The following is a 26,332-nucleotide window of genomic DNA, read 5'->3' as shown; positions in this document are numbered from 1 at the left end:
CGATCGCTCTAGAATGGGGACATGGACACACCGGAAGCGCGGCGAGGCCGGCCGCCGACCTTCGACCGGGCGGCGGCGCTGGCCGCCGCCACGCGCCTGTTCTGGGAGAACGGGTACGAGGCGACCTCGATCAACGACCTGACCCGGGAGATGAACATCCGGCCCGGCAGTCTCTACGCGGCGTTCGGGGACAAGAGGTCTCTGTTCAACGAAGTCATCGAGGTGTACGGCCGCTCCCCGGCCGGAGAGTTCATCTGGGCGGCCATGGCGAGGGAGCCCACGGCCTTCGATGCTTTCCGCCGCATCCTGCTCGATGCGGCGGCGATGTACACCGACCCCGAGACACCGGCCGGAAACCTGCTTTGCAGCGCGGCCGCGGCTGACGTCGATGTCGCCATTTACATGCGTGACCTGCGCAACGCCAACGTCGGTACCTTGGAGAAGCGCTTGACGATCGCTCAGCGAGAGGGAGAAATACCGGCGACAGCCGACCCCCGGAAGCTGGCCGCGTACTTCACCGCCGTCATGCACGGCATGTCCCAGCGTGCACGGGACGGCGCCACGGCGGCGGAACTCACCGACACCGCGGATCTGGCCATGGCCGCCTGGCCAGTACCCTGACCGACGCCCACTCGCCGAACCGGTACGTTGCGGAGTCGCGAACCTCGAGGCACGACCGCGATCCGCACGAGGACCATGTCGACCCAGGCGGCGCTGATGGGGTCGGGGAGAAGGTGCGAGTGGTGATGCCCACGTTGCCGTCGACTGCACTGCTGGACCGGTCACGGCCGGAGCTTCAGGAGTGGATTCGATCGATGCGGGGCCATGGGACAAGGGGGCTGTTTCAGACCGTATAGGGCCGCGCCCAGGCCGGCCAGATCGGTGATCGCGACGATCACACTGGCCAACCGATCCCCTTCCTCCAACCCGACCCCGGCCACGTACCCGCCCGACCCCGCAGTCACCGGGAAGCGCACGAACGTCACGTGAAAGGCCGTCGGCCGTCCCTCCCAGCGAGGGCACGCTCGACGGCCTTTCACGTTCTTGGAGGAGCGAGCCCCTTTCACACCCGAGGTGGACTCCCTCGGAGGGACACGGTGACAGGCGCGGCCCTGCTTCGCGGCGAAAAAGCTGTTTGTCATGTTCGCCCGCCGGGTTACGCTGCTGCCCACGCTCTCGTTGATCTTCATGGGAGAGGTGCTTCCGTCAGGCGAGACATCACATCCCGGAAGGCGTGGTCCATGACCTTGTTCGTGCATCTCACGGACGCCAGGCAGGTTCGTTCGGTGCGGAGATCCGGCATCCAGGCGCGGAGCCGGGATCACGACGGCCTGTCGGGGGTGTTCTGCCTGCCGGTCCTCCCCTCCTACCAGCTCACCCACCAGTGGACCCGCGAGCTGAGGCGCGACGGCCGGCGCAGCGTGATGGTGGCCGTCGACTTCCGGATACCCGATGACGAACCGGTCCTCGTGGGCTACTTCTCGCATGATCACGAGGAGCTTCCCAGCGCCGAGGCCGCGGCGCTGATCGCCGGATGCGAGGACGCCCGGGGCTACGAGGTCTTCGTTCCCCGGAAGATCACGGCCAAGGAGATCCACCGCGTTCGCGGCGTGAACCAGGTGACCGGCTGGAGATACATGCCCAACGCCCACGGCAGGTTCCCCTGCCCGTGTTCCGGATGCATCCCGCGCGGCCAGTACGGCGGGGCGAAGATCCGCCGGGCGGCCGAGAGCCGCGGTTACTAGCCGCGCTCCCCGGTGGCGGCGTCGCGCCGCGGGCGGAGCGACGAGGCCATGCGTTCCACGGTCATCACGATCAAGAACAGCGCCTCCAGGTGTTAGATCACCGCCGTACGGGACAGAGGAGTGAGGCCGGACACCCACGTGTCCGGCCGGAACGGCACCTGGAGGTTGTACATGCTTGCTCAGACCACGCGGAAGGCGGCGCTCGCCGCCGCGACGATGGCGGCCCTCGTCGGTCTGGTCGGCGGTTGCGGGGGCGGCGGGGACGACGACAGGGACGACGGCCCTGACGTCGTCAACACGACCGGCCCCGGCGTGGACGACGACGGCGGCACGGACGACGACGGGGACGACAACAACTGACGACCGGCCGCGGGGCACGGGCGGGCGGCGGCGTCCTCAGCCCTCCCACCGCGCCTTGCGCCGTACCCGGCACCACCGCGACCCGCGTGCCCCGCACGCGGGTCGCCGCATGTCGCGGACACGGATCGCTACATGTCATGGGCGCGGATCGCCTCCTGCCATCGGGCCGGTACGACATAGGGCGAATCCTCACGCAACGCGCATCACCGGCTTGTTGGGCAGACTGGTCATGGATCACAGGGACCGACCAGGCGAGGTGACGTGGCGGAGGCGCTCCGGGACGAAGAGGCGGATCTCGCGCCTTCCCGAACCGGGGAGCGGCACCCCGGGGCTCTCGAACGCCCCCGGTCTCCCGGACCTCACAGGCCCCCCGGGTTCTCCGGCGGTCACGGTCCCCCCGGACGTCCCGCCCCTCACCGGCGCCGCGGGCGGGCCGCGGCGGTCGTGCTCCTGGGAACGTTCCTGCTCCTGAACACCTCCGCCTCGGTGCCGACCCGGCCCGTCATTCTCAACCGGATCACCGCCATCGCGTACGCGATCGAGGCCGGGGGGCACCAGCCCGGCTGGTGGGGCGGGGAGATCCCCTACTCCTGGGGCGGCGGCCACGGCGAGGACCCCGGCCCCTCCTTCGGCACCTGTCAGGGCTACCGGGGCTCGATCAAGCCCTGCCCCGCCACCAGGACCCTCGGCCTCGACTGCTCCGGCCTCGCCCGCTGGGTCTACCACCTCGCCTACGGGCGCGACGTGCTGGGACCGGGCAACACCGACGACCACGTCAGGCGGCTCAAGAGGATCCCGGCCGCCGTGGCCGAGCCGGGAGATCTCGTTTTCTACGGCAAGGTCGGCAAGCGTAAAGTCAGCACCCACCACGTCGGCGTCTACGTCGGCCGGGGCAAGATGATCAACGCGCTGAGGACCGGGACCGAGGTGCGGATCGACCGCGTCACCGCCCTGGACGACCTCGCCGGATACTTCCGCTACGCGGGGGCCCCGTGAGATGCCGCGAGAACGGCACAGCGGGGGCTCTCGCCGTTCACTAGGAGAGATATGCGCCTGGGCGTCATGTTCGATCGTGACCTTCCCCCCGAGTCACTCGTCCCCTTCTGCCGCCACCTGGACGCGGCCGAGGTGGACGACGTCTGGGTGGTGGAGGATCTCGGCTGGACCGGGGCCATCTCGTCGGCGGCCACCGCGCTCGCCGTCACCGAGCGCCTCCGGGTGGGCATCGGGATCACCCCGGCGCCGCTGCGCAACCCCGCCCTGCTCGCCATGGAGCTGGGCAACCTGGCCAGGCTGCACCCGGGCAGGCTCGCGGCCGGGATCGGGCACGGCGTCCAGGACTGGATGCGCCAGGTCGGCGCCCTCGCGCCCTCGCCGCTGGCGTTGCTGGAGGAGACGATCGTCGCGGTGGGAGGGCTGCTGCGCGGCGAGACGGTCACCCTCCAGGGCAGGGCCGTACGGCTCGACGGGGTGAGCCTGGTGCATCCCCCCGCCGTCGTGCCGCCGCTGCTGGCCGGGGTGGTACGGCCCCGCTCGCTGGAGCTGTCGGGACGGGTGGCCCAGGGCACGATCCTGCCCGAGGGGGTCGGCCCCCGGCAGATCGGGGACGCCCTGAAGCTGACCGGCGAGGGCGATCACGAGATGGTGGTCTTCGTCAACCTCTACGTCGGCGACGACCCCGCGGTGGTCGCCTCACTGGCCGAGGGCTCCGCCGGGTTCCTGAAGGTCGCCCCGGAGGAGGTCGTGATGGCGACGGGCTCCCCCGAGGAGGCGGCCGACCAGGTCAGGTCGCTGTGGGAGGCGGGTGCCCGCACGGTCGTGGTCCGCCCGTTCGGCCCGGACCCGCTCCCCCAGGTCGACCTGCTCCTGGCGGAGCTCCGCTAGAGGCTAAGCGCTGGAGCGGTCGCCCCGGACGCCGGTGACGCGGCGCAGGACGTCCCACCAGAACGAGGCGCCGAACAGCAGCGCGACCATGGTGAGCAGGTAGCCGGGCCAGTGCCCGGGAGTGATGAGCCGGTCCCACCAGGCTCCGCCGTTCCAGTGGAAGGACGGGTCGGCGGAGCCGTCGGGCGGGATCGTGATGCTCACGATCGCGTGATCGAAGATCTTGACCAGCGCCGGGGAGCTGAGGGACTCGGTCACGCACTGGTACGGCTCGGCGAGACCGGCCTCGCCACCGGCGCACTTGTCCCTCAGCGCGGCGTAGCCGTCCCCGCCGCCGCCCGCGATGGCGCTCACCCCGGCGCGGTAGGCGTTGTCACGCAGCAGGGTCTTGCCGTACTCCAGCGCGTCCATGCTGAACGCCAGGGTCAGCACCACGCCCAGCGCGAACACCACCCACTTGACGTAGCGGGCGTAGAGGGTGGACAGGCGCTGCATCTCCCCGTTGAACCAGTCCTCGACGCCCTTGCGGAACCTCGGCAGGTCCCGCTGGGCGCCCTCCCAGACGCCCTTGAGGTGGCCCGCGAGAGGGCTGTTGATCGCCTCCAGCTTGGCGAGCAGGCCGTCGATCCCGCCCTCCTCGGCGGCGACCAACTCCATCACGGCGCCGGAGAACCGCTCGGGCGGGATGTTGGCGATGCTGGTGCGCGCGCCCTTGGGGTGGTCGATCTCCTGGAGCCGTTCGTACAGCCGCACGGTCATGTCCACCGGCGGCACGGGCCTCCTCGCCGGTTCCCCGGAGGCGGGCCCGCCGTCCGCGAGAGACGCGGGAGAAACGGGAGAGCCCTGGGAGGCCCCGGAGCCTGCCCCCTCCACGGTCTCCGCAGCCTCCGCGCTCTCCGGGGCGATCCCCTGAGCGATCTCCTCCGCGACCTTCTCCCTGGCCTCCTCGGAGGCCAGGACCGCGGCGGGATCGACCAGCATCGGCTCGACCACCGAGGGCGCGGGGTCGGGACTGTGCATCGGGCGCGGATCGTCCTTGGAGAAGGGCAGCTTCGCGAAGACGTCGGCCACCTTCGACGGGATCCACGACCTGCCGTCCTCGGAGCCGCCCGGAGTGTCCCTGCTGTCCAGGGTGTCCCTGAGGTAGGCCCACAGGAACTTGCTGCGGATCCCGAGCAGCCGGACGAAGGCCTCGTTGATCCCGCTCACCAGGAGAGACAGGAGCAGGAAGGCGAGGATCAGGCCGATGGCCAGGTCGACGTAAACGGAAATCAAATGGATCACCCGGGACCGTTGATACACGTACGCTCCCGGCGGCGCAACGCGATCACCGAAAACAGGTCGGTTTTCGTGACCGGGCGGACACGTGCCCCCTCCGGCGCGGACCGGCCCTCACGATCCGCGCCGTACGGGCCGCCCCGGAAAACCGGAGCAAACCCGGCGAACCACACATATCCCCAGAAAATCGGAAAATCGGGCGGGTCAGCCCTCGTAGAAGACGCGCTCCACGACCCGGCGGGCGCGGCGGGTGGCTCGGCGGTAGTCGTCCACGAAGTCCTCCGTGCCGTCGGGCGGGTAGCCGAGGACGCGGGCGATCAGCGTACGCTCGCGGACGTCCACCGGGATCGTGTCGGAGGCGCGGCCCCTGACCACGACGATGGCGTCGCGGATGCGCGAGGCGAACCGCCACGCCTCGGCGAGCACGGCCTCGTCCGCCTCCGACAGCAGGCCCTCCGTGACCGCCGCGCCCAGCGCCTCCAGGGTGCGGGTGGTACGCAGCGACGGCCGCTCCCCCGCGTGGCGGAGCTGGATGAGCTGGGCCACCCACTCCACGTCGGACAGCCCGCCGGGGCCGAGCTTGGTGTGCAGCGCGGGGTCGGTGCCGCGCGGGAGGCGTTCGGCCTCCATCCGGGCCTTGAGCCTGCGGACCTCCAGCACGGCCGCGTCGGAGATGCCCCCCTCGGGGTAGCGCAGCGGGTCGGCCAGGTGCAGCAGCCCGACGCCGAGCTCGGCGTCCCCGGCGGAGAAGCGGGCGCGCAGCAGCGCCTGCGACTCCCACGGCGACGACCACCGCTCGTAGTAGGCGGCGTAGGAGGCCAGGGTGCGCACCAGCGGCCCCGCCTTGCCCTCGGGGCGCAGGCCGGGGTCGATGAGCAGCGGCGGGTCGGGGGCGGGCAGGGCGAGCAGGCGGCGCAGCTCGTTGGCCACCTCGAACGCCACCTCGGTGGACTGACGCTCCGGCACGCCCTCCAGCGGCGAGTGCACGAACATCACGTCGGCGTCGCTGCCGTACGAGGACTCGAACCCGCCCAGGCGGCCCATCGCGATCACCGCGAACCTCGTGCCCAGCGGGGTGCGCCGCTCCATCTCGACCTTGTCGACGGCGGCGTCGAGCGCGGCCTGGATCGTCACGTCGTTGAGCCCGGACAGCGTCTGGCCGACCTCCTCGATGCCGATGATCCCGGAGAGGTCGGCGACGGCCGTGCGAAGCAGCTCCCTGCGGCGCAGCGCCCGGACCGCGGCCACCGCGCCCTCGGCGTCACCGGGGTGGCGGGCGACCACGAGCCGCGCCTCGGACAGCACCGCCTCGACGGGCCGGGGGGCCAGCTCCGTGTCCGAGCCGAGCATCGCGACCGCCTCGGGGGCGTTCATCAGCAGCCCCGTCACGTAACGGCTGGTACCCAGCATCCTGGCCAGGCGCGAGGCCACGGCGGTCTCGTCGCGCAGCAGCCGCAGGTACCAGGGAGTGGAGCCGAGCTTGTCGGAGACCTGGCGGAAGCCGAGCAGCCCGGCGTCGGGGTCGGGGGCGTCGGCGAACCAGCCGAGCATGACCGGCAGCAGGGTCCGCTGGATCGCGGCGCGGCGGGAGACCCCCGAGGTCAGCGCGCTGATGTGGCGCAGCGCCCCGCCGGGGTCGGCGTAGCCGAGCGCCTCCAGGCGGGCCTTGGCCGCGGCCGTGGAGAGCCGGTCCTCCGACTCGGGCAGCCGGGCCACGGCCTGCAGCAGCGGCCGGTAGAACAGCTTCTCGTGCAGGCGCCTGGCCTCCATGGCGTGCCGCCGCCACCGGGTGGTGAACTCCCCCACCGGGTCGGCGGTCATGCCCAGGCTCCGGCCCAGGCGGCGCAGGTCGGCGTTGCCCTCGGGCACCACGTGCGTGCGGCGGAGCCGGTGCAGCTGGATCAGGTGCTCGACCTGGCGCAGGAAGGTATACGCCTCGGCGAGGGCCTTGGCGTCGTCCCTGCCCACGTAGCCGCCGCGCGAGAGGGCGCCGAGGGCCGGGAGCGTGGCGCGGCGGCGCAGCAGCGGGTCGAGGCGGCCGTGGACGAGCTGGAGCAGCTGCACCGCGAACTCGATGTCGCGCAGCCCGCCGGGCCCGAGCTTCAGCTGGCGGTCGGCCTCGCCGCCGCGGACGTGGGCCTCCACCCGGCGGCGCATGGCCTGGACGTCCTCGACGAACTTGTCGCGGGTGGCGGCCTGCCAGACCATCTCGTTCACCGCGGCGACGTACTGCCGGCCGAGCTCGACGTCGCCCGCGACCGGCCTGGCCTTCAGCAGGGCCTGGAACTCCCAGGTCTTGGCCCAGCGCCGGTAGTAGGCGAGGTGGCTGGCGAGGGTGCGGACCAGCGGCCCGGCCTTGCCCTCGGGACGCAGCGCCGCGTCGACCTCCCACAGCGCGCCCTCGGGGGTGCTGGTCGAGCAGGCGCGCATCATGCCCTGGGCCAGCCGGGTGGCGAGCTTGATGGCCGCGTGCTCGTCGGGCGAGCCGTCGGGTCCCTCGCGCGGCTCGGCCACGAAGATCACGTCGACGTCGCTGATGTAGTTGAGCTCGCGTGCCCCGCACTTGCCCATGCCGATGACGGCCAGCCGTACGGCCCCCGCCTCCGGGTGCTCCGCCCTCGCGACGGCGAGCCCCGCCTCCAGCGCGGCCCCGGCCAGGTCGGACAGTTCGGCGGTCACCCCGGACAGCGAGACGGTCCCGGTGACGTCGCGCGCGGCGAGGTGGAGCAGGCGGCCCCGGTAGGCGGCGCGCAGCGCCGACAGGGTGGCGGTGGAGGCGTCGGCGGCCCTCGGCTCGGGGTCGTCGGGCTCGGCGCCGACCGCGAGCAGCAGCTCCGCGCGGAGCTCCTCCTCGCTCGGGCGGTCGGTGACCGGTGTCCCGGCGAGCAGGCGCCAGTGGTCCGGGTGCCTGACGACGTGGTCGCCCAGCGCGGCGCTGACGCCGAAGACGCCGACCAGCCGCTCGCGCAGGCCGGGGTCGGCCCGGAGCGCTCCAAGGACGCTGGGGTCCTGTTCGGCCAGCCGGTTCAGCGAGGTGAGCGCCAGGTCGGGGTCGGCCGCGGCGACCAGCGAGGTCAGCAGGTCGATGTCGCCGACGGCCTCGGGTCCCAGCTCGTCGAGCAGTCGCTCGGCCCTGGCGCCGTCGGCGAAGCCGAGCCTCGCCAGGCGCCCGGCGGTCGTCTGCATCCGAGGCACGGTTTCCACCGACCCTCCATGGTCCTCGATCACAGGCACGGGTGCCCTTCCTCAATCCCTACCCCGAGCGATCAAAGGTGCACGCTCCCCGCGGTCGCGTGGGCCTCGGTCTCTCCGGCGGGTGGGTGGGATCGGTGCGGACCCGCCTCCGGATCCCCACCCTGGCCCACGTCCCACGGTTTCGGAGCGTCGCCGCACAGGCTAATCCCGAAACCGTGCGGCGTCGTTAGCGGATTCGGACCGTAATCGCGCGGTCACGCGGTTTGGACGGCCCTGACGACCCCGGCGAAACGCTCGGCGAGCGGTTTCCACGCGGCGACCAGGCCGTTCTCGTTCTCCTTCACCCGCGCGTTGAGCTCCTCGACGGAGTGGCCCAGGCCGGTCAGGGTGTCGGCCGAGCCCGCCGTCCAGCCGACGAAGATCTCCGGGGTGGCCTCGGGGTGGAACTGCACCGCCCAGGCGTTCTCCCCCAGCCGGTAGGCCTGGTTGGGGTACGGGCTCCCGGTGGCCAGCGGCACCGCGCCCGGGGGGAGTTCGGTGATCGCGTCACGGTGGTACTGCACGGCGGGGGAAGGCCCGAGGCCGGCGAACAGCGGATCGGCCCCGGCCGCGGGCAGCGGGACGACCTCGGTCACGCCGACCTCCAGCCCGTGCTTCCCGCGCCCGACGGCACCGCCGCAGGCGAGCGCCATGAGCTGCGCCCCCAGGCAGATCCCCAGGGTCGGCACGCCCTCCTCGACACAGACGCGGATCAGGTCGCGGGTGGCGGGCAGCCAGGGGCAGCGCTCGTCCTCCCAGGCCGCCGCCTCGCCGCCGAGGACGACCAGCCCCCCGGCGGCCCGCTCGGGCACGGCCTCGCCCAGGTAGGGCCGGACGACCTCGCAGGCGGCACCGGCCCCGGACAGCCATCCGGTGAGGAATCCGAGTCCCGCGTCGGCCTCGTGCTCGATGACGGTAATCCTCATAAGGCAATTATGGTCCGATATAGGCACAAGGCGGTCACCACCTGATTCGAAGATCCCAGCCCCGCCCGGACCGAAGGCGGAGCTCCCCGTTCGCTCCCCGTTCAAGGAGAACCGATGAACCCCGTCCTGAGTGATGTCGAGGTCCCCGGCGGCACGCTGCGCGTCGCCAGGTTCGGGACCGGGCCCCGCGTGATCGTGGCGGTGCACGGCATCACCGCCTCGCTCATGGCGTGGGCCGGCGTCGCCCGCAGGCTCCCCGCCGAGTGGTCACTGGTCGCGATGGACCTGCGGGGCCGCGGCCACAGCGCCGGGCTCCCCGGCCCGTACGGCCTGGAAAGGCACGCCGAGGACGTGAACCTCGTGGCCCGGTCCGTGGGCGCCGAGTCCGGCGTCGTGCTCACCGGTCACTCGATGGGCGCCTACGTCGCGGCCCTCGCCGCCGCGGGGCGCGACTACGCCAGGGTGGTGCTGGTCGACGGCGGGCTCCCGATGCCGCTGCCCCCCGGCGCCGACCCCGACGCGGTCCTGGAGGCCACGCTCGGCCCGGCCCTCGCCCGGCTGGACCAGACCTTCCCGAGCGTCGGCGCGTACGTGGACTTCTTCAGGGCCCACCCCGCCTTCGCCGAGGCGTGGACCGGGGAGGCGGAGGAGTACGTCCGCTACGACGCGCGGGGACCGGAGGGGGCGGTGCGCTCGCGGGCGCGGCGCGAGCCGGTCCGCGAGGACGGCCGGTGGCTGCTCACCGAGGGTGAGGCGGTGGGCGCCGCGCTGAACGCGATCACCTCGCCGGTGTCGCTGCTGCGCGCCCCTCGGGGACTGCTGAACCAGCCGGTCGGCTTCCTGCCCGACGAGCTGGCCGCCGCGTGGGTGAGGCGGCTGCCCGCGCTGGAGGACGAGGTGGTCGACGACTGCAACCACTACACGATCCTCTTCGACGACCGCTGCGCCTCGCTGGTCGCCGGGCACCTCTCCCGCTGACCTCCGGCGGCGCCCCGGGTGCCGGGGTGCCGCCGTGCGGGTCGTACGACCTGCTGTCAGGCGTGCACGCCGGTCGCGGGACCGGCGAGGAGCGAACGGACGGCGGCTCGGCCGGGCCGGGCGTGGGTCAGAGCGCTCGGGCACGGGTCAGGTTGCCCAGGCGCGGGTCAGGCTGCCTGGGCACGGGTCAGGTTGCCTGGGCACGGGTCAGGTTGCCTGGGCACGGGTCAGGTTGCCTGGGCACGGGCCGGCCGAAGTGGACGCGGGCCGGCCGACCGGGCGCGGTCAGCTGGACTGCTGGGCCGGGGTGATCCAAGTGGCCTTGGCCGCGGCGACCAGGGTGCCGTCGATCTCGTAGACGGCGCTCTCGCCGAAGAGCTTGCGGCCCTCGCGGCCGGTGGCGCGGGCGACGACGGAGTAGGTGCCGCCGGGGTAGATCCGGCGGTGGACCCGTACGGTCAGGCGGCCGAGCAGGGCGAACTCGCCCGGCCCGAAGTGCGCCCAGCCGGTGGGGCAGTCGAGGGCGGCCCAGAGGATCGCGTCGGGGACGCTGCCGTCCGCGTCGGTGATGGTCATCGGGACCCGCCAGCCGGCGGCGACCAGGTCGGTGCCGGGCACCGGGCCGGGGAAGATCCGCAGGCCGTCGCCGGGGTCGCGCAGGCCGCACGCGAAGCAGCCGGGGAAGGCGTGCCCGGTGAGACCGGCGAAGCCGCCCTCGGCCTTCGCGGCCTCGTTGAAGGGCACGAAGTCCGGGACGTCGAGCTCCTCGGCGACCGTGATGGCCTCGACGAGGAGCTTCTCGCCGTGGGTGAGGGTCGCGGTGTTGGCGAGCTGGCGCAGGGACAGCTCGGTGTCCAGCGGCGTGGGGGCGTGCAGCGTGACCTCGACGGCCGAGTCGTGCCGGGCGCCGTACAACGCCTCCGAGACCGTACCCGCGATCCAGCCGCCGTTCGCGGAGCCCTCGGGGCCACGGAAACGCGCCGGAACGGTCAGCACGGTCTGCAGCTCGGACGTCGTCGTCATGCCGCACCTCCTGTCGCCTTTATGGCGATCAATCCTCAGAAATCACGTTAATCGGACTGACCGATTTTATCGGACTGCTTGTACATACAGCCAACTCGGGATCGATGACGACCTCATTAGCCGCGGGTAACGCCGGTATGACGTTCGGCGGGCGGTCCAGGATTACCGCTCCGGGGCGGCTCCTCACCACAGGGCCCCGGACCGCCGGGCCCGGCCACGAGGGCCGGTTTTCCAGAACCGGCCACGAGGCCCGGTCATAAAGCCCGCCCGTAGACCCCTGCCACGGGACTCGGCCACGAAACCCGGTCGCGGGACTCGGCCACAGACTCCGATCGCAGAACCCGGTCGCGGAGCCCGGGATCACGCGTCCCGGCGCGACCGGCGCCCGTCCGCGCGGCGTCGCACACCCGTGGCCCGGCCCGGCTCAGCCCGGGAGCGTGCCCTCACAGGTGGCGTGGCGCGGCGGGCGCCCCAGATGCCCGCCGTGTCCACACCTGTCCGCAGCTGCTCGTAACCGGCCGTACCCGCTCGGCTCAAGGCCGCCGGAGAGCCGCTAGAGGACCGGCAGGTAGCGGCCCAGCTCGAACTCGGTGACCTGCCTGCGGTACTCGTTCCACTCGGCGCGCTTGTTGCGCAGGAAGTAGTCGAAGACGTGCTCGCCGAGGGTCTCGGCGACGAGCTCGCTGCGCTCCATGACCGCGATGGCCTCGTCCAGCGACTGGGGCAGCGGCTGGATGCCCAGTGCCCTGCGCTCGGCCGAGGTCAGCGCCCACACGTCGTCCTCGGCGCCGGGGGGCATCTCGTACCCCTCCTCGATGCCCTTCAGACCGGCCGCGAGGATCACGGCGAAGGCGAGGTAGGGGTTGCAGGAGGAGTCGAGCGAGCGGAACTCGATGCGGGTCGAGCCGCCCTTGTGCGGCTTGTACATCGGCACCCGGACCAGGGCCGAGCGGTTGTTGTGACCCCAGGAGATGTAGCTCGGGGCCTCGCCGCCCGCTCCGGCGATCGCCTCGGCGCCGCCCCACAGCCGCTTGTAGGAGTTGACCCACTGGTTGCAGATCGCGGTGATCTCGGCGGCGTGCGTGAGCAGGCCGCCGATGAAGGAACGGCCGATCTTGGAGAGCTGGTAGTCGGCGCCGGGCTCGTAGAAGGCGTTGCGGTCGCCCTCGAAGAGCGACATGTGGGTGTGCATGCCGGAGCCGGGGTGCTCGGTGAAGGGCTTGGGCATGAAGCTCGCCCAGATGCCCTGCTCCAGCGCGACCTCCTTCATGACCAGGCGGAAGGTCATGATGTTGTCGGCGGTGGTGAGCGCGTCGGCGTAGCGCAGGTCGATCTCCTGCTGGCCGGGACCGCCCTCGTGGTGGCTGTACTCGACGGAGATGCCCATCGACTCCAGCATCATGATCGCGTTACGCCGGAAGTCGTGCCCGGAGCTGTGCGGCGTGTGGTCGAAGTAGCCGCCGCCGTCGATCGGCTCGGGCCGCTCGTTGCCCTCCGGCCGGTTCTTCAGCAGGAAGAACTCGATCTCCGGGTGGGTGTAGAAGCTGAAGCCCATCTCGGAGGCCTTCGCCAGGGTGCGCTTGAGCACCCAGCGCGGGTCGGCGTGCGAGGGCGAGCCGTCCGGCATGAGGATGTCGCAGAACATGCGGGCCGCGCCCGGCGTCTCGCTGCGCCAGGGCAGGATCTGGAAGGTCGAGGGGTCGGGCTTGGCGAGCATGTCCGACTCGTAGACCCGGGCGAAGCCCTCGATGGCCGAGCCGTCGAAGCCGATGCCCTCGGCGAAGGCCCCTTCGAGTTCGGCCGGGGCGATGGCCACCGACTTGAGGAACCCGAGCACATCGGTGAACCACAGCCGGATGAACCGGATGTCGCGCTCCTCAAGGGTGCGGAGAACGAACTCCTGCTGGCGGTCCAAGGCTTCTCCTTCATTGCCGGCGTGCCGCAACACGCCTAGTGGTCTCCCAGTTTGCCCTCTCAGTGTTTCGCACACGTTACGAGGAAGAACGGTGAGATGCGGCATCCGGACCGTCGCGCCTCCGCGTGCCCGCCCCCTTCTCCTCCTACAGTGTGCGACCGGAGCCGCTGAAGGTTTCGATCCGGGGGGAAACGATGACGCGTACCGAAGTTCACGGACCACCGCACCCGGTCCCGCCACCCGCCGGACCACCGGCCAGGCCCACCGGAACACCGGCCGGACCCGCCGAATCACCGGCCAAGCCCACCCGGACGCCGGCCGGACCCTCCGGACCGCCGGTCAGGCTCGCCGAACGCCTCGCGGCGCTGTCGATGCCTTGCCCCGTCCACCCGTCGGTACACCTGGTCGGGGCCGCGGCGGCCGACTGGGCGCGCGCGGCCGGCCTGGACCCAGATCCCGCCGCCGCCCGGCTGGCCGGGTGGGCGTTCGCCCGCTGCGAGACCGGCGCGGTCACGGCGCTGGCCCGCTGGCTGACCTGGATGTCGCGCCTGCGCCAGGCCCCGGAGGCCCTCACCCCGGTCCTCGCCGTGGCCGCGGGCGGCGAGCCGGGCCCGGCGCCGCTGGAGCGGGCCTTCTCCGGCCTCTGGGCGGCGTGCGCGCCGGGGATGAGCGACACGTGGCGCGAGCGGTTCACGGCCGGGCTGGCCGCCCAGCGCGAGGCGCTCCTCCCCCACGGGACCACCGCACCTCACGCGACCACCGCACCTCACGCGACCACCGCACCTCACGCGACCACCGCACCTCACGGGACCACCGCACCTCACGCGACACCCTCGCCCGGCGACCGCGCGGAGCCCTACGGGGACGCCTTCGGCCGTTACCTGTTCGACCTGGTGGAGCCCTGTCTGGGGGTGGAGGTGCCGGTCCCGGTGCGGCGGAGCCCGCAGTGGCGGGCGCTCGTCGAGGCGAGCGGTGACGTGGCCGCCCGGTGCGAGGAGGCGGCGGCCGGACGCGGCGCGGTGACTGAACACAGCGCGGTGACCGGACGCGGCCATGCGGGCACCATTTTTTTGGAACGCTCCAATCCGGAGGCGGAAGCGTGGACCATCGACAGGGTCGCCACCCGCATGGAGGAGCTGTGGACGGCCGCCCGCGCGATCCCCGCGCTCACGGAGCGGCACGGCCTGGGCTTCGCCGCCTCCCGCGAGGTGACGCGGGTGGCATGCGCTTTCTTGACCATCCCCCGGGCTTACCTGGAGTCGCTCCTGGAAACACCCCGCTATCGTCACTTAGGGTAACGCTTCGATTTCATCAAGTAACGCTGGAGTAAACGATGAGCACCACGCTCCTCAATCACAAGCTCGATCGTGCCTTCGGGCACATGGACGTCGACGGCAGCGGATCGATCGAGCGCGAGGACCTTCTCGGCCTCGGCGCCCGGATCCTCGTCGGCTTCGGCGAGTCGCCGACCTCCCAGGCCGGTCACAGGCTCGCCCGGGGCTTCGAGGGGATCTGGCGGACCCTGGCCGCGGAGATCGACGCCGACGGCGACGGCGCCATCTCGTCCGAGGAGTTCCGGGCGGGCATGACCTCCGCGTTCATCGAGGGCGACCGCTTCGACGCGGTGTTCGCGCCCGCCGCCGAGGCGGTGGCCGGATTGTGCGACACCGACGGCGACGGGGCCGTGGGGCCGGACGAGTTCTGGACCATGATGGCCGCGTTCGGCACCCCGCGCGAGGACGTGCGGGCCACCTTCGAGCGGCTCGACGGCGACGGCGACGGCGTCGTGTCCGTGGGCGAGCTGGTCGAGGCGACCCGGCAGTTCTACACGAGCTCCGATCCGGACGTGGCCGGCAACTGGCTGTTCGGTCCGCTGTAGTGGCCCTCACCCCAACGTTCGGAGATCCTCTCACCCGTTCCCGACCCCACCCACAACCCTTGCCACACTCAATGTCACTCTTCCTGTCCCCTTCGCCCTCTCTGCCCGCCCTGCCCGCCCTGTCCGCCGGAACACCGGAGCACCCGGAGCACCCGGAGCCGCCACGGCCCTCGGGCGTGGCCGCGGCGCTGCTGCTGCCCCTCACCGAGCTCGTGCCGGTGATGTCGGCGCCCTGCCCGATGCACCCCTCGGTCGACCTGATCGGCGCCGAGCTGGCCGTCTGGGCCCGCGAGGTCGGGCTCGAACCCCCCACCGGCGCCGGATTCGAGCGGATGGCCGGCCGTGCCTTCTGCGGGTTCGGCGTGGAGTCCGCGCTGCTGTTCGCCAAATGGCTGACCTGGCTGTTCCACTTCGACGACGAGTGGGACGAGAAGCCCGCCGGACGCGCGACCGAGATCGTCGAAGCCACCTTCGCGCGGCTCGACCTCGTCGCGCGCGCGCCCGCCCACGCCTCCTCACCCGTCGAGCTGGCCTTCGGCGACCTCTGGAAGGCCACCACCGGGCGGATGAGCACCCGGTGGCGCCACCGGTTCCTGGCGGGGCTGGCGACGCAGGGCCAGGCCTGCCGCGTCGAGGCGGAGAACCGCTGCGCGGGCCGCGTGCCCTCCCCCGCGGAGTACCCGCGGCTGCGACGAGGCACCGCGGGCCCCTACCTGTTCGACCTGGTGGAGCCCTGCCTGGGGGTCGAGGTGCCCGCCGGGCTGCGCGAGAGCACGACCTGGCGGACGCTGGTGGACGCCTGCAACGACGTCACCGCCTGGTGCAACGACGTCGCCTCGCACCACAAGGAACGGGCCAACGGCGACGTGCACAACTACGTGACGGTCGCCGCGACCGCGTTCGGGCTCTCCGACACCGCGGCCGTCGCCTGGGTGAACGACCGGATCGCCGCCCGCGCCGAGGACCTGCGGACCTCCGCGCGGCGGCTGCCGGCGCTGTTCGACCGGTTCGGGTTCTCGACCGGCCAGGCCAGGGACGTCAGCAAGGTCGCGTGCGCCTTCCTCACCGCGCCGAGGGCCCAGCTGGAATGGCTCCTGGAGTCCAGCCGGTACGACGTACCGTGACCGGCCGCCCCCGCCCGCGCGGACGGCCCGGGTGGGGGCTCCGAGGCGCCGCGCGGAGATCCAACCGGCGTTGAGCGCTCGTTGATTAAATTGCGGTCTGCGCAGGTTAAGGTCCTTTTAAGCACAAAATGAAGGGTCAAAACCATCATGCGCGGGCTGTACCTGGGGATTCCGAGGGTGACGCCCGTCCAGAGCCGGGTCGCGGCGGTGCTCGTCGCCGCCGCGTCCGTGGCGATGGAGTGCGTCAACATCTGGGTCACGGCGCAGCTCCCGCAGCCCTCCTACACGCCGCTGCCGTTCGCGCCCGAGGACGTGGCCGGCGCCGCGTTCCCCGTCCTCGGGGCGCTGCTGGTGTTCCAGCGGCCCCGGCTGGTCATCGGCTGGCTGCTCTGCCTGGGCGGGCTGTGCGCCGCGCTGAACAGCCTCACGGTGAACCTCGCGCTCCTGGACACGGCGCGGGGGTGGACGGTGCCCACGGAGGCGATCTGGATGGTCGCCGGGGTGAGCTGGAAGCTGACCATCCTCTTCCTCGTCGTGCTGCTGCCCCTGCTGTACCCGGACGGGAGACTGCCCTCCCCGCGCTGGCGGGCGCTGGTCTGGGCCTCCGTCGCGGTCCTGGCGACCGACGTGTTCGTCATGGACCTGATGCCCCTCGCCGGGCGGCGGTACATGGACTCCTCCCCCCACCCCCTGCGGTTCTCGCTGGACATGCTCACCAACGCGATGATGATCCTGGCCTTCGCCTCGCTGGCCGCGCGCTTCCGGCGGGCCGGCCACGAGGAGCGCGGGCAGATCGTCTGGACGCTGGTGGCGATCGCCACCGTCATCGTCCCCTGGGTGGCCGGCAACCCGGTGTGGTGGCTGGCGTCGTTCACGATCCCGCTGGTCCCGCTCGCGATCACCTTCTCGGTGCTGCGGCACCGCCTGTACGGGATCGACACGCTCATCACCAGGACGCTGGTCGGCGCGGGCCTGGTCGGCGTGATCGGCGGGGTGTACGTGGCGGTGGGCGCCGCCTCCAGCCTGTTCCTGTCGGACGTGGACCGGATCGGCGGCCTGGTCGCCGCGCTCTGCGCGGGGGCGTTCTTCCACCCGATGCGGCGGGTGCTGCAGCGCGGCGCCGACCACCTCCTGTACGGCGGCAGGGGCGACCCGGTGGCGCTGGCCGCCGAACTCGGGCGCAGGCTCCAGCGCACCGACCCCGCGGGGGGACTGGCCGCGGCCCTGGACGTGCTGCGCGACGGCCTGGCGGTCACCGGTACGGGCGTGCGCTTCCCGGGCGGCTGGCCCGAGGAGACGACGGTGGGGACGTTGGACGAGGTGTCGCGCGACATCCGGCTGGTCTGGCACGGCGAGCCCGTCGGCCGCCTGCTCATCGGCCCGCCGGGGGCCCGGCGCCTGCCGTCCGCGCACAACGAGCGGGTCATCACCGCCCTCACGCCGTACGTGGCCGACGCCGCCCACGCGGTCCGGCTGGTCGGCGCGCTGCGGCGCTCCCGGGAGCGGATCGTCACCACCCGCGAGGAGGAGCGCCGCCGCCTGCGCCGCGACCTGCACGACGGTCTCGGCCAGTCGCTCAGCGGGATGGCGATGTCCATCAACGCGGCCAGGCTCTCCCTGCGCGTCTCCCCCGAGACGGCCGAGCGCATGCTCGGCGAGCTGCGCTCCGGCATGGACAGCGTCACCAGCGACATCAGGCACCTGGTGTACGGCCTGCGACCGCCCGCGCTGGACGACCTCGGCCTGGCCGGGGCCGTGGCGGAGATGGCGGGCCCCGGCGTCGTCGTGGAGGTGAAGGGCGAGCTGCCGGGACTGCCCGCCGCGACCGAGGTCGCCGCGTACCGGATCGTGCAGGAGGCGCTGACCAACGCGCGCAAGCACGCCGGGGCCTCGACGGTGCGGGTATCGCTGGAGCGGGGCGAGGACGACCTGGGCATCCGGGTGCGCGACGATGGGACCGGTGTTCCCCCCGGACGTCGCTCGGGGGTCGGGCTGGCGTCGATGCGCGAGCGGGCCGCCGAGCTGGGCGGGACGTGCGTGATAACGACGCCCCCCGAGGGGGGCACCGTGGTCGAGGCGATACTCCCGGTGAACTTGAATGTGGAGATCTGACCACCGATGATTCCTTACAGCTCGCGAACGATGGTGAGTATTGCCCTATGACGTTGGTCCAGGTAGCCCTACCCTTGCGCCTGCAATGCTGACATTTCGTGCTCTAGGCCCGTTCCAGGCCCTTCATGGTGAGACACCCCTCGACCTCGGCGGCCAACGCCAGATGGCGGTGCTGGCCCGGCTCCTCGTGGCCGGTGGCCGCGCCGTCCCGGTGAGCATGCTCATCGACGAGCTGTGGCCCGGCGAGCCCCCCACCCAGGCCCTGTCGACCATCCAGGGATACGTGTCGCGGCTGCGGCGCGCCCTGGAACCCGGCCGCGCGCCGCGGGAGGAGGCCGAGGTCCTGGTCTCCGCCCCGCCCGGGTACGCCCTGCGCGCCTCGCCCGTCCAGGTGGACGCCTGGAGCTTCGAGAACGCGGTCAAGACGAGCGGCGAGCCCGCCGAGCTGTGGGACCGCCTGGAGGCCGCCCTCGCGCTCTGGCGCGGCCCGGCCCTGGCCGAGTTCTCCGACCTGCCGTGGGCGGTGAGCGAGGCGGGCAGGCTGGAGGAGCTGCGGCTGATCGCGGTCGAGCGCCGCGCCGACGCGGGGCTCCTGCTGGGACACTCCGGCGCCCTCGTCGCCGACCTGGAGGCGCACGCCTCCGCCCACCCGCTGCGCGAGGAGGCCTGGCGGCTGCTCGCGCTGGCCCTGTACCGCAACGGCAGGCAGGGCGACGCGCTGGGAGCGCTCCGGCGCGCCAGGGTGCTGCTCCGCGACGAGCTCGGCCTCGACCTGGGCGCCACCCTGCAGCGCCTGGAGTCCGACATGCTGGCCCAGGCCGTGCACCTCGACCCGCCCGCGGCCCCGGTCCGGGCCGCCGAGCCCGCGGCGGCGCGCGCGACGCCCGCCCAGGAACGGGAGCGGGCGCTGCCGGGGCTGCGGGTCGTGGTGGTGGACGACCAGGCGCTGGTCCGCACCGGCCTGCGCGTGGTGCTCGACAGCGAACCCGGCTTCGAGCTGGTCGGGGAGGCCGAGAACGGCGAGCAGGCGATCACGGTCGTCAGGGAGACCTCCCCCGACCTGGTGCTGATGGACATCCAGATGCCCAGGCTGGACGGGCTGACCGCCGCGCGCAGGATCCTGGCCGACGCGGCGCCGCCGAAGGTCGTCATGATGACCACGTTCGGCACCGACGACAACCTCTACGCGGCGCTGCGGGCCGGGGTGAGCGGGTTCGTCCTCAAGACGTCGGCACCCGAGCAGCTCATCACCGCGATGCGTGCCGCGCAGGCCGGTGACGCGCTGATCGACCCGGCCGTCACCACCCGCCTGATCGCGGCCTTCGCCGGGCGCACCGACCCGTCGGCGCCGCCCGGCCTCGCCGGCCTCGGCGACGCGGAGCTCGACCTGATGAAGCTGGTCGCCCGGGGGCTGACCAACCGGCAGATCGCGGCGACCCTGGCGGTCCCCGAGCGGTCGGTCTCGCAGTCGGTGGTCAGGCTGCTCGACCACCTGGGGCTGTTCGACCGTGCCCAGCTCGTCGTCACCGCGTACGAGTCCGGGCTGGTCAATCCCGGCGACGTGGGCAGATAGCCATGTCCCTGCGGCCACGCGAAGGCAGCCGGACGCTCGACGGCACCGGCGGCGTGCCCAGGCGGGTCGTCGACGCGGTCACCGTCACCGAGGACGCCCCCGCCTGGCCCGCCACCTCGCTCGTCCGCGGGCTGTTGCGCTCCCCGCTGCGGCTCGCCGCCGTCACGATGGCGGTCCTCTCGGTCGGGCTCACCGTGGTCGGCCTCGTGCTGCGCGTCGACCTGCCGCCCGAGTGGCGGCCGGAGCAGCCGGCCACGCCCGACCTCGCGGCGGGACTGACGTTCCCGGTGGTGGGCGCCTTCCTGCTGGCCCACCGCGCGCGTCCGGCCACGGCGTGGCTGATGTGCGCGGGCGGCCTGATGTGCGCGGTCAACGCGTTCTCCGAGGCGGCGATGTTCACCTTCGCCGCGGCGGGCGACATGGAGTCCGCCGGGTACCTCCGCCTGAGCATGGTCACGGGGAAGGGGGTCGGCGGCTTCCTGCTGGCGATCCTGTTCCCGCTGTACTCCCCCGACGGGCGGCTGCCCTCGCGGCGGTGGCGGCCGCTGGTCGCGGCCGGCGTGGTCGTGTTCTCGACGAACCTGTTCCTGAATTTCACCCGCCCGGACCCCGACCCGGCGATCTACCCCTGGCCGCGGGTCATCCCCAACCCGCTCGTGGTGGACTTCCTCGCCCCCTACAACATGGCGGCGCGCGAGGTGACCGCCTCCCTGGTCTCGGTCCTCGCGGTCCTGGCACTGGTGTCCATAGTGCTGCGCTTCCGCCGGGCCGGCCCCGAGCTGCGCCGCCAGATCGCCTGGCCGGTCTTCGCGTTCGCCGTCTACGTCGCCTTCCTGCTCGCCGGACCGCGCTGGTGGCTGGCCGGCACGATCTGGACCGGGCTGATCCCGGTGGCCATCGTCTTCTCGGTGCTGCGCTACCGGCTCTACGGCATCGACACGGTGGTCAGCCGCGCCTTCGTCGCCGCCGGGCTGATCGCCGCGGTCAGCGTCATCTACGCGGTCGGCGCGGTCGCCGGGCTCGCCCTGTCGGGGTACGACCGGATCGGCGGCCTGGTGGCGGCCCTGCTCGCCGGGGTGATCTTCCACCCGCTCCGGCACCGGCTCAGGAGCCTGGTCGACCGGCTCATGTACGGCACGCAGGGCGACCCTCAGGCGCTCGCCGCGCGCCTGGCCAGGGAGGTCCGCGAGACCGAGCCGGCCAACGCGCTCGCCGCCGTCGCCTCGGTGGTCAAGGACGGGCTGAGCGTCACCGGCGTCGCCGTCGAGGTCTACGAGCCCGGCTCCAGGCAGGTCCAGGTCGGCCTGCTGGGCCCGGCGCCGCGCCAGGTGCCGCTGGTCTGGCACGGCGAGCCGGTCGGGCGGCTGCTCCTGGGCTCCCCCGGCCCCCGCAGGTTCGCCGCCGCGCACAACGGCCGCCTGATCGCGGCGGCCGTCCCGTACGTCGCCGACGTGGCGCACGCCGTGCGGATGACCGCCGACCTGCAGCGCTCCCGGGAGCGCATCCTCACCGCCCGCGAGGAGGAGCGCCGCCGCCTGCGCAGGGACCTGCACGACGGGCTCGGCCACGCGCTGACCGACATGGCCATGTCGATCAACATGGCCAGGATCAGCCTGCGCACCGCCCCCGCCTCGGCGGACAGGCTCCTGCTCGAACTGCGCGGCGGCATGGACGCGGTCAGCGAGGAGATCAGGGAACTGGTGTACGGCCTGCGCCCGCCCACCCTCGACGAGCTCGGCCTGGCGGGGGCCGTGCGGGCGCTGGCCCAGGAGGGCACGCCGCGGGTCGCGGTGGAGACCGAGGGCGACCTGTCGGACCTGCCCGCGGCGGCCGAGGTGGCCGCGTACCGCATCGCGCAGGAGGGGCTCACCAACGTCCGCAAGCACGCGGGGGCCAGCTCCGCGGTGATCTCGCTGCGGCGCGGGGAGTCGCTGGTGGTACGCGTCCAGGACGACGGGGGCGGGCTGCCCTCGGGGCCGCGCTCGGGGATCGGGCTGCTCTCCATGCGCGAGCGGGCCGCCGAGCTGGGCGGTACCTGCGTGATCGAGGCGGCCCCGGGGGGCGGGACGGTCGTGGAGGCCGTGCTGCCGCTCCCGGCCGCACCGGTCGTAGCGGGCCGCCTGTAAACCTTTTCGTCCCCTCGGGGCTCTAACCAGCCGTACGGAATTCACCCGAGGAGATCCCCCTTGAAGCACTGGGCCCTGACCGCCGGCGCCGCGCTCGCCCTGACGGCCGCCACCACCACTCCCGCACTCGCCGGATCCACCGGGAGCACCGGGAGCACCGGAGTCGCGTACGGGACGGCCCCGGTCTCCGGCGCCGTCTACTTCCGCCACGCGGGAGGCGGCATCGAGGTGCAGACCCACCGGGGAGGCCGGACCAGCGGCCTGAAGGTCGGCGGCGGAGCCTTCGCGGGCCAGTTCGCGGTCGCGCCCGACGGCCGGAGGGTCGCCTGGATCGACGACAGGAACCGGCTGCGCGTCACATCGGCCTCCGGGTCCGGCCCGGACAAGGTGGTCGCCAGGAACGCCGCCTACGGCGGCCCCTGCCTGACCCCCGCCTGGACCGCCGACGGCAAGCGGATCGCCTACCCGGTGAAGGGCACGTCCGACGCGGCGGCGGTGGCCGTGGTCGGCGCCGACGGCGGGGGCCGGTCCGACGCGGGGAGGACCCTCGGCGTCTGCCACCTGACCTGGTCGGCCGACGGCAGGACCCTCGCCGGATACACGGGCGACACCAACGGCGTCCACCTCCTGGACACCGGGTCGCGGACCTCCAAGCGCGTCCCGGGCGTCAAGCGCGCCGGCCACGTGGAGAGCCTGTCGCCCGACGGCCGCCGGGTGGTGGTCAACACCGTCGGCGCGAACGCCCCGGGCGGCGACGGTTCCTGGCCCCTGTCGTTCACCCCGTCCATCTATGACACCAGGACGGGCGCTAAGGTCGCCGTCCCGGTCAGGGGACGGCTGCTGGGCGCGCGCTACCTGAGCGACGGCCGCCTGGCGGTCCGCGTCAAGGGCACGACCGCCAACACGATCGTGGTCCTCTCCCGCGCGGGCAAGGAGATCCAGCGGGTGACCGAGCCCGCCAAGGTGAGGAACCTCGGGCTGGTCGGGGTCATCGGCTGACGGGTTCCCCGGCCGGCGGGAGTTCTCCGGCCGGCCGGGAATCACCGTCGGCCAATGACACAAAATATAAGCTTATTTCGCCCAATAATCGCCTTGCAGGGTCCGGTGACCCCTGTCGAATTCCCGCCGATTCGGCGTGGTTCCTCACGTACGGAACGGACCATCCGACAAAAGCCACAAAACCCCAGAACCTTCCAGAACCTTCCAGAACCGGAGACTCTCACCGGCCTATGAAGGCCTCCACGGCGACCCCGGAACACCGGTCATGCGGCCCACCCAGGCCGGACACCCTCCCGCCAGGCCGCCGATCAGACCCGGATCTCGCCGGGCTTTTACGTTCCGCGCATCGACGAATACCTACACCCAGCGAGAAACTACATTTTCTCGAAAATTACCGAAATGAACAAAAAATAGGTAAAATCAGACCCTTCTTAACTTACCGCGAAAATACGCAAATGAGCAGTTCGGTCCTTTAGTCCGAACGAATTACCTTATATCTTTCCCCCTAATAACGGCCGTCGAGCGAGTCTCGCTCGCGGCCCGGACAAAGGAGGAAAGCATGGATGGCAAGCGACAACTGATCGTGCTCGGCCCGGCACTGCTCGCCGCCCTCGCCCTGGGATCGGTCTCGTTCTCGTCCGCCTCGGCCACGCCGGACCCCGAGCAGACCGTGACGACGAGCACTCCGAAGAAGGCGGCCGTGGACCCGAGCCCGAGCACCTCGGCGGAGGACCCGAGGGGCTACTGGCAGGGCTACCGGGACGGCTACCGGGCAGCCGCACAGGACTGCCGCAGGAGGGCGAGAAGCTTCGCCGGGCCGCCCAGCGACTACGACAGGGGCTGGCTGGACGGCTTCGACTCCGGATTCGCCCGCTTCTGCTGGACGTCGAACTAGGGACACGTCACCGGCGAGCACCGGCGAGCACCGCCACGTCCCGCGACCGTGATCAGGCGGCACCGCCACGCTGAGAACGGAGCGGGACGGGCACACCGAAGGAGAGGTGAAGCCTCCCGCGCGGGACGGTCGCTCGCGACCTCGGTCCCACGGGGGGCTTCACGCCCGCCCGCGCCACCGGCCGGAAAGCCCGGCCCCATCTCCACACGCGCACTCGACGTACCGGCGAAAGAGGCGAAAGACCGGAGAGCGAGGCGAGACCCCCGCCGGGAGCGCCCGGCGGCGGAGATCGCCTCAGGGCCGCGTCCGCGCCCGTCCGCCCGGGGGCCGGGGAGGGATCACCTGAACGGCGGGCTCGGAACACGCCCCAATAGGATGGCCGTGTGGCTCAACTCCGCATCGCCCTGGCCCAGACCAATCCCGCCGTCGGTGACCTGGCGGCCAACACGGACAGGCTCGTCGAGTGGACCCGCCGCGCCGCCGGCCGCGGCGCGCACCTGGTCGTCTTCAGCGAGATGTTCCTGACCGGGTATCCCGTCGAGGACCTCGTGCTGCGCGCCTCGTTCGTGGAGGCGTCGATCGCCGCGATCGAGGAGGCCGCGCGACGGCTGGACGAGGCGGGGCTCGGCGAGATCCCCGTGGTGGTCGGCTACGTGGACCGCGCGAGGCTCGCCCCGCGCGTCGGCCAGCCCAAGGGCGCCCCGCTCGACGCGGCCGCGCTGCTGCACCGGGGACAGGTGGTCGTCAGGACCGCCAAACACCACCTGCCGAACTACGGCGTCTTCGACGAGTACCGCTACTTCGTCCGCGGTGACCGCATGCCGATCTTCCGGCTGCACGGCGTCGACGTGGCGATCGCGGTCTGCGAGGACCTCTGGCAGGAGGGCGGCCCCGTCGCGGTGGTGGCCGAGGCCGGGGCCGGGCTGCTGGTGGTGCCGAACGCCTCCCCGTACGAGAAGGAGAAGGACGACGTACGCCTGGCGCTGGTGGCCAGGCGCGCCCGCGAGGCCGGATGCGCCCTCGCCTATGTCAACCAGGTCGGCGGCCAGGACGAGCTGGTGTTCGACGGTGACTCGCTGGTCGTCTCCGCCTCCGGCGAGCTGGTCTCGCGCGCGGCGCGCTTCTCCGAGGAGCTGCTCATCACCGACCTGGAGCTGCCCGAGGCCAGGTACGGAGGGCTCGGCACCTTCCAGGTGGACGCCGGGGACGGCACCGTGATCACGGTGGAACGGCTGGAGCTGTCGGCCCGCCCCGTCGAGCCGTACGAGCCACAGGTCCCCGCGATCGCCGAGCAGCTCGACGACACCGCCGAGATCTACTCGGCACTGGTCCTCGCGGTCCGCGACTACGTCGCCAAGAACGGCTTCCGGTCGGTCGTCCTCGGCCTGTCCGGCGGCATCGACTCGGCGCTCACCGCCACGATCGCCTCCGACGCCGTCGGCCCCGACCGGGTGCACGTGGTGCTGATGCCCTCCCGCTACTCCTCGGACCACTCGGTGAGCGACGCCCGGGAGCTGGTCGACCGGCAGGGGGTCAACGCCGCGACCGTGCCGATCGCCGACATCGTGAGCGGCTTCGAGAAGGAGATCGAGCTCTCCGGGCTGGCCGCGGAGAACCTCCAGGCCCGGGTGCGCGGCATGATCCTGATGGGCCTGTCCAACGAGCACGGCCACCTCGTCCTCACCACCGGCAACAAGAGCGAGCTGGCCACCGGATACTCCACCCTCTACGGCGACTCCGCGGGCGGCTTCGCGCCCATCAAGGACGTGCTCAAGACCCTGGTCTGGGACCTGTCGCACTGGCGCAACGCCCAGGCGGGCCGGTCGGGCGACTTCCTGCACGGTTTCGCGGTGCCGCCGATCCCGGAGCGCTCGATCGAGAAGGAGCCCAGCGCGGAGCTCCGCCCCGACCAGCGCGACACCGACTCCCTGCCCGAGTACGACGTCCTGGACCGGCTGCTGGGCGACTACGTCGAGAAGGACATGGGCTCCGCCGAACTCGTCGCCGCCGGACACGACCCGGCCCTGGTCGCCCGGGTGATCCGCCTGGTCGACCTGGCCGAGTACAAGCGGCGCCAGTATCCCCCGGGCCCGAAGATCACCCCCAAGAACTTCGGCCGCGACCGCCGCCTCCCCATCACCAACCGCTGGCGCGAGACCACCACCTGACCCCCGGACCGTCACCTCCCGCGGTGGATCCGACGAGGAGGTACGCGAAACGCCGAAACCCCGGCGTCCGGTGCCGGGGTTTCGCGACGAGATCCGTGACGCCACCCGCGTGG

Annotated in this window: 20 protein-coding genes; 15 read left to right on the top strand and 5 right to left on the bottom strand. The window is 72.4% G+C overall.

The window, feature by feature from the left end; all coding sequences use genetic code 11:
- The first annotated feature begins 21 nt into the window (after window positions 1-21).
- The 5 genes from ACFYWM_RS15130 to ACFYWM_RS15110 all read left to right on the top strand — a co-directional run bounded on the left by ACFYWM_RS15130 (window position 22) and on the right by ACFYWM_RS15110 (window position 3,989).
- Window positions 22-621, top strand: coding sequence for a TetR/AcrR family transcriptional regulator (locus ACFYWM_RS15130; RefSeq protein ID WP_389914285.1), 600 nt, complete (start codon window positions 22-24; stop codon window positions 619-621).
- A 620-nt stretch (window positions 622-1,241) separates the two neighbouring features.
- Window positions 1,242-1,745, top strand: a complete 504-nt coding sequence (locus tag ACFYWM_RS15125) for a hypothetical protein (protein WP_389914282.1) — start codon at window positions 1,242-1,244, stop codon at window positions 1,743-1,745.
- Window positions 1,746-1,916: 171 nt separating this feature from the next.
- A complete protein-coding gene (locus ACFYWM_RS15120) occupies window positions 1,917-2,105 on the top strand; it encodes a hypothetical protein (RefSeq protein WP_389914279.1) in 189 nt (62 codons plus the stop codon).
- Between the two features lie 444 nt (window positions 2,106-2,549).
- A complete protein-coding gene (locus ACFYWM_RS15115; RefSeq protein WP_389914276.1) occupies window positions 2,550-3,101 on the top strand; it encodes a C40 family peptidase in 552 nt (183 codons plus the stop codon).
- Window positions 3,102-3,152: 51 nt separating this feature from the next.
- Window positions 3,153-3,989 (top strand): LLM class flavin-dependent oxidoreductase, encoded by an 837-nt coding sequence (locus tag ACFYWM_RS15110; RefSeq protein WP_389914273.1) that lies wholly within the window; start codon window positions 3,153-3,155, stop codon window positions 3,987-3,989.
- Window positions 3,990-3,992: 3 nt separating this feature from the next.
- On the opposite strand, the gene ACFYWM_RS15105 is transcribed toward ACFYWM_RS15110, so the two are convergent.
- The 3 genes from ACFYWM_RS15105 to ACFYWM_RS15095 all read right to left on the bottom strand — a co-directional run bounded on the left by ACFYWM_RS15105 (window position 3,993) and on the right by ACFYWM_RS15095 (window position 9,427).
- Complete coding sequence (locus ACFYWM_RS15105; protein ID WP_389914270.1) at window positions 3,993-5,264, bottom strand: hypothetical protein; 1,272 nt, start codon at window positions 5,262-5,264, stop codon at window positions 3,993-3,995.
- A gap of 207 nt (window positions 5,265-5,471) precedes the next feature.
- Window positions 5,472-8,453 carry a bifunctional [glutamine synthetase] adenylyltransferase/[glutamine synthetase]-adenylyl-L-tyrosine phosphorylase gene (locus tag ACFYWM_RS15100; protein WP_389914450.1) on the bottom strand — a complete coding sequence of 994 codons (2,982 nt, stop codon included), beginning with the start codon at window positions 8,451-8,453 and terminating at the stop codon, window positions 5,472-5,474.
- Between the two features lie 263 nt (window positions 8,454-8,716).
- Window positions 8,717-9,427 carry a type 1 glutamine amidotransferase gene (locus tag ACFYWM_RS15095; protein WP_389914267.1) on the bottom strand — a complete coding sequence of 237 codons (711 nt, stop codon included), beginning with the start codon at window positions 9,425-9,427 and terminating at the stop codon, window positions 8,717-8,719.
- A 114-nt stretch (window positions 9,428-9,541) separates the two neighbouring features.
- On the opposite strand from ACFYWM_RS15095, the gene ACFYWM_RS15090 reads away from it, so the two are divergent.
- On the top strand, window positions 9,542-10,405 hold the full coding sequence (locus ACFYWM_RS15090) for an alpha/beta fold hydrolase (RefSeq protein ID WP_389914265.1): 864 nt from the start codon (window positions 9,542-9,544) through the stop codon (window positions 10,403-10,405).
- A 285-nt stretch (window positions 10,406-10,690) separates the two neighbouring features.
- Here the strand turns inward: ACFYWM_RS15090 and ACFYWM_RS15085 are convergent, their stop codons facing one another.
- Window positions 10,691-11,428 carry a PaaI family thioesterase gene (locus ACFYWM_RS15085; RefSeq protein ID WP_389914262.1) on the bottom strand — a complete coding sequence of 246 codons (738 nt, stop codon included), beginning with the start codon at window positions 11,426-11,428 and terminating at the stop codon, window positions 10,691-10,693.
- A 553-nt stretch (window positions 11,429-11,981) separates the two neighbouring features.
- Window positions 11,982-13,343, bottom strand: coding sequence for a glutamine synthetase family protein (locus ACFYWM_RS15080; protein WP_389914259.1), 1,362 nt, complete (start codon window positions 13,341-13,343; stop codon window positions 11,982-11,984).
- Between the two features lie 371 nt (window positions 13,344-13,714).
- Between ACFYWM_RS15080 and ACFYWM_RS15075 the strand changes: the two genes are divergently transcribed.
- The 9 genes from ACFYWM_RS15075 (at window position 13,715) to ACFYWM_RS15035 (ending at window position 26,219) form a co-directional block, all read left to right on the top strand.
- Complete coding sequence (locus tag ACFYWM_RS15075; RefSeq protein WP_389914256.1) at window positions 13,715-14,641, top strand: terpene synthase family protein; 927 nt, start codon at window positions 13,715-13,717, stop codon at window positions 14,639-14,641.
- A 35-nt stretch (window positions 14,642-14,676) separates the two neighbouring features.
- Window positions 14,677-15,222, top strand: a complete 546-nt coding sequence (locus ACFYWM_RS15070) for an EF-hand domain-containing protein (RefSeq protein WP_389914253.1) — start codon at window positions 14,677-14,679, stop codon at window positions 15,220-15,222.
- 71 nt (window positions 15,223-15,293) lie between these two features.
- Window positions 15,294-16,346 (top strand): terpene synthase family protein, encoded by a 1,053-nt coding sequence (locus tag ACFYWM_RS15065; RefSeq protein WP_389914251.1) that lies wholly within the window; start codon window positions 15,294-15,296, stop codon window positions 16,344-16,346.
- Window positions 16,347-16,523: 177 nt separating this feature from the next.
- Window positions 16,524-18,458: a sensor histidine kinase gene (locus ACFYWM_RS15060; RefSeq protein ID WP_389914248.1), complete on the top strand. Its 1,935-nt coding sequence runs from the start codon at window positions 16,524-16,526 to the stop codon at window positions 18,456-18,458.
- An 85-nt stretch (window positions 18,459-18,543) separates the two neighbouring features.
- Window positions 18,544-20,031 (top strand): BTAD domain-containing putative transcriptional regulator, encoded by a 1,488-nt coding sequence (locus ACFYWM_RS15055; RefSeq protein WP_389914245.1) that lies wholly within the window; start codon window positions 18,544-18,546, stop codon window positions 20,029-20,031.
- 2 nt (window positions 20,032-20,033) lie between these two features.
- The gene (locus tag ACFYWM_RS15050) at window positions 20,034-22,157 is read left to right on the top strand and encodes a histidine kinase (protein WP_389914242.1); all 2,124 of its coding nucleotides are present in this window, start codon (window positions 20,034-20,036) and stop codon (window positions 22,155-22,157) included.
- Window positions 22,158-22,217: 60 nt separating this feature from the next.
- Window positions 22,218-23,156, top strand: a complete 939-nt coding sequence (locus ACFYWM_RS15045) for a TolB family protein (protein WP_389914239.1) — start codon at window positions 22,218-22,220, stop codon at window positions 23,154-23,156.
- Window positions 23,157-23,715: 559 nt separating this feature from the next.
- Entirely contained in the window at window positions 23,716-24,051 is a 336-nt protein-coding gene (locus tag ACFYWM_RS15040; protein ID WP_389914236.1) for a hypothetical protein, read from the top strand.
- Between the two features lie 383 nt (window positions 24,052-24,434).
- Entirely contained in the window at window positions 24,435-26,219 is a 1,785-nt protein-coding gene (locus tag ACFYWM_RS15035; protein ID WP_389914233.1) for an NAD+ synthase, read from the top strand.
- Window positions 26,220-26,332 lie beyond the last annotated feature (113 nt).

Origin of the sequence: Streptosporangium sp. NPDC002721 (genome assembly GCF_042888905.1) — a bacterium.
In the GTDB taxonomy this organism is placed as follows: Bacteria; Actinomycetota; Actinomycetes; order Streptosporangiales; family Streptosporangiaceae; genus Streptosporangium.
Note: the sequence above shows the minus strand (reverse complement) of the source record. Positions and strands in the feature narration are given on the sequence as shown.

Bases quoted from the DNA above. Each gene is read 5' to 3' on its own strand.
- ACFYWM_RS15130 (WP_389914285.1), top strand. From the start codon at position 22: ATGGACACACCGGAAGCGCGGCGAGGCCGGCCGCCGACCTTCGACCGG.
- ACFYWM_RS15125 (WP_389914282.1), top strand. From the start codon at position 1,242: ATGACCTTGTTCGTGCATCTCACGGACGCCAGGCAGGTTCGTTCGGTG.
- ACFYWM_RS15120 (WP_389914279.1), top strand. From the start codon at position 1,917: ATGCTTGCTCAGACCACGCGGAAGGCGGCGCTCGCCGCCGCGACGATG.
- ACFYWM_RS15110 (WP_389914273.1), top strand. From the start codon at position 3,153: ATGCGCCTGGGCGTCATGTTCGATCGTGACCTTCCCCCCGAGTCACTC.
- ACFYWM_RS15100 (WP_389914450.1), bottom strand. From the start codon at position 8,453: ATGCAGACGACCGCCGGGCGCCTGGCGAGGCTCGGCTTCGCCGACGGC.
- ACFYWM_RS15095 (WP_389914267.1), bottom strand. From the start codon at position 9,427: ATGAGGATTACCGTCATCGAGCACGAGGCCGACGCGGGACTCGGATTC.
- ACFYWM_RS15090 (WP_389914265.1), top strand. From the start codon at position 9,542: ATGAACCCCGTCCTGAGTGATGTCGAGGTCCCCGGCGGCACGCTGCGC.
- ACFYWM_RS15085 (WP_389914262.1), bottom strand. From the start codon at position 11,428: ATGACGACGACGTCCGAGCTGCAGACCGTGCTGACCGTTCCGGCGCGT.
- ACFYWM_RS15075 (WP_389914256.1), top strand. From the start codon at position 13,715: ATGCCTTGCCCCGTCCACCCGTCGGTACACCTGGTCGGGGCCGCGGCG.
- ACFYWM_RS15070 (WP_389914253.1), top strand. From the start codon at position 14,677: ATGAGCACCACGCTCCTCAATCACAAGCTCGATCGTGCCTTCGGGCAC.
- ACFYWM_RS15065 (WP_389914251.1), top strand. From the start codon at position 15,294: ATGTCACTCTTCCTGTCCCCTTCGCCCTCTCTGCCCGCCCTGCCCGCC.
- ACFYWM_RS15055 (WP_389914245.1), top strand. From the start codon at position 18,544: ATGCTGACATTTCGTGCTCTAGGCCCGTTCCAGGCCCTTCATGGTGAG.
- ACFYWM_RS15050 (WP_389914242.1), top strand. From the start codon at position 20,034: ATGTCCCTGCGGCCACGCGAAGGCAGCCGGACGCTCGACGGCACCGGC.
- ACFYWM_RS15040 (WP_389914236.1), top strand. From the start codon at position 23,716: ATGGATGGCAAGCGACAACTGATCGTGCTCGGCCCGGCACTGCTCGCC.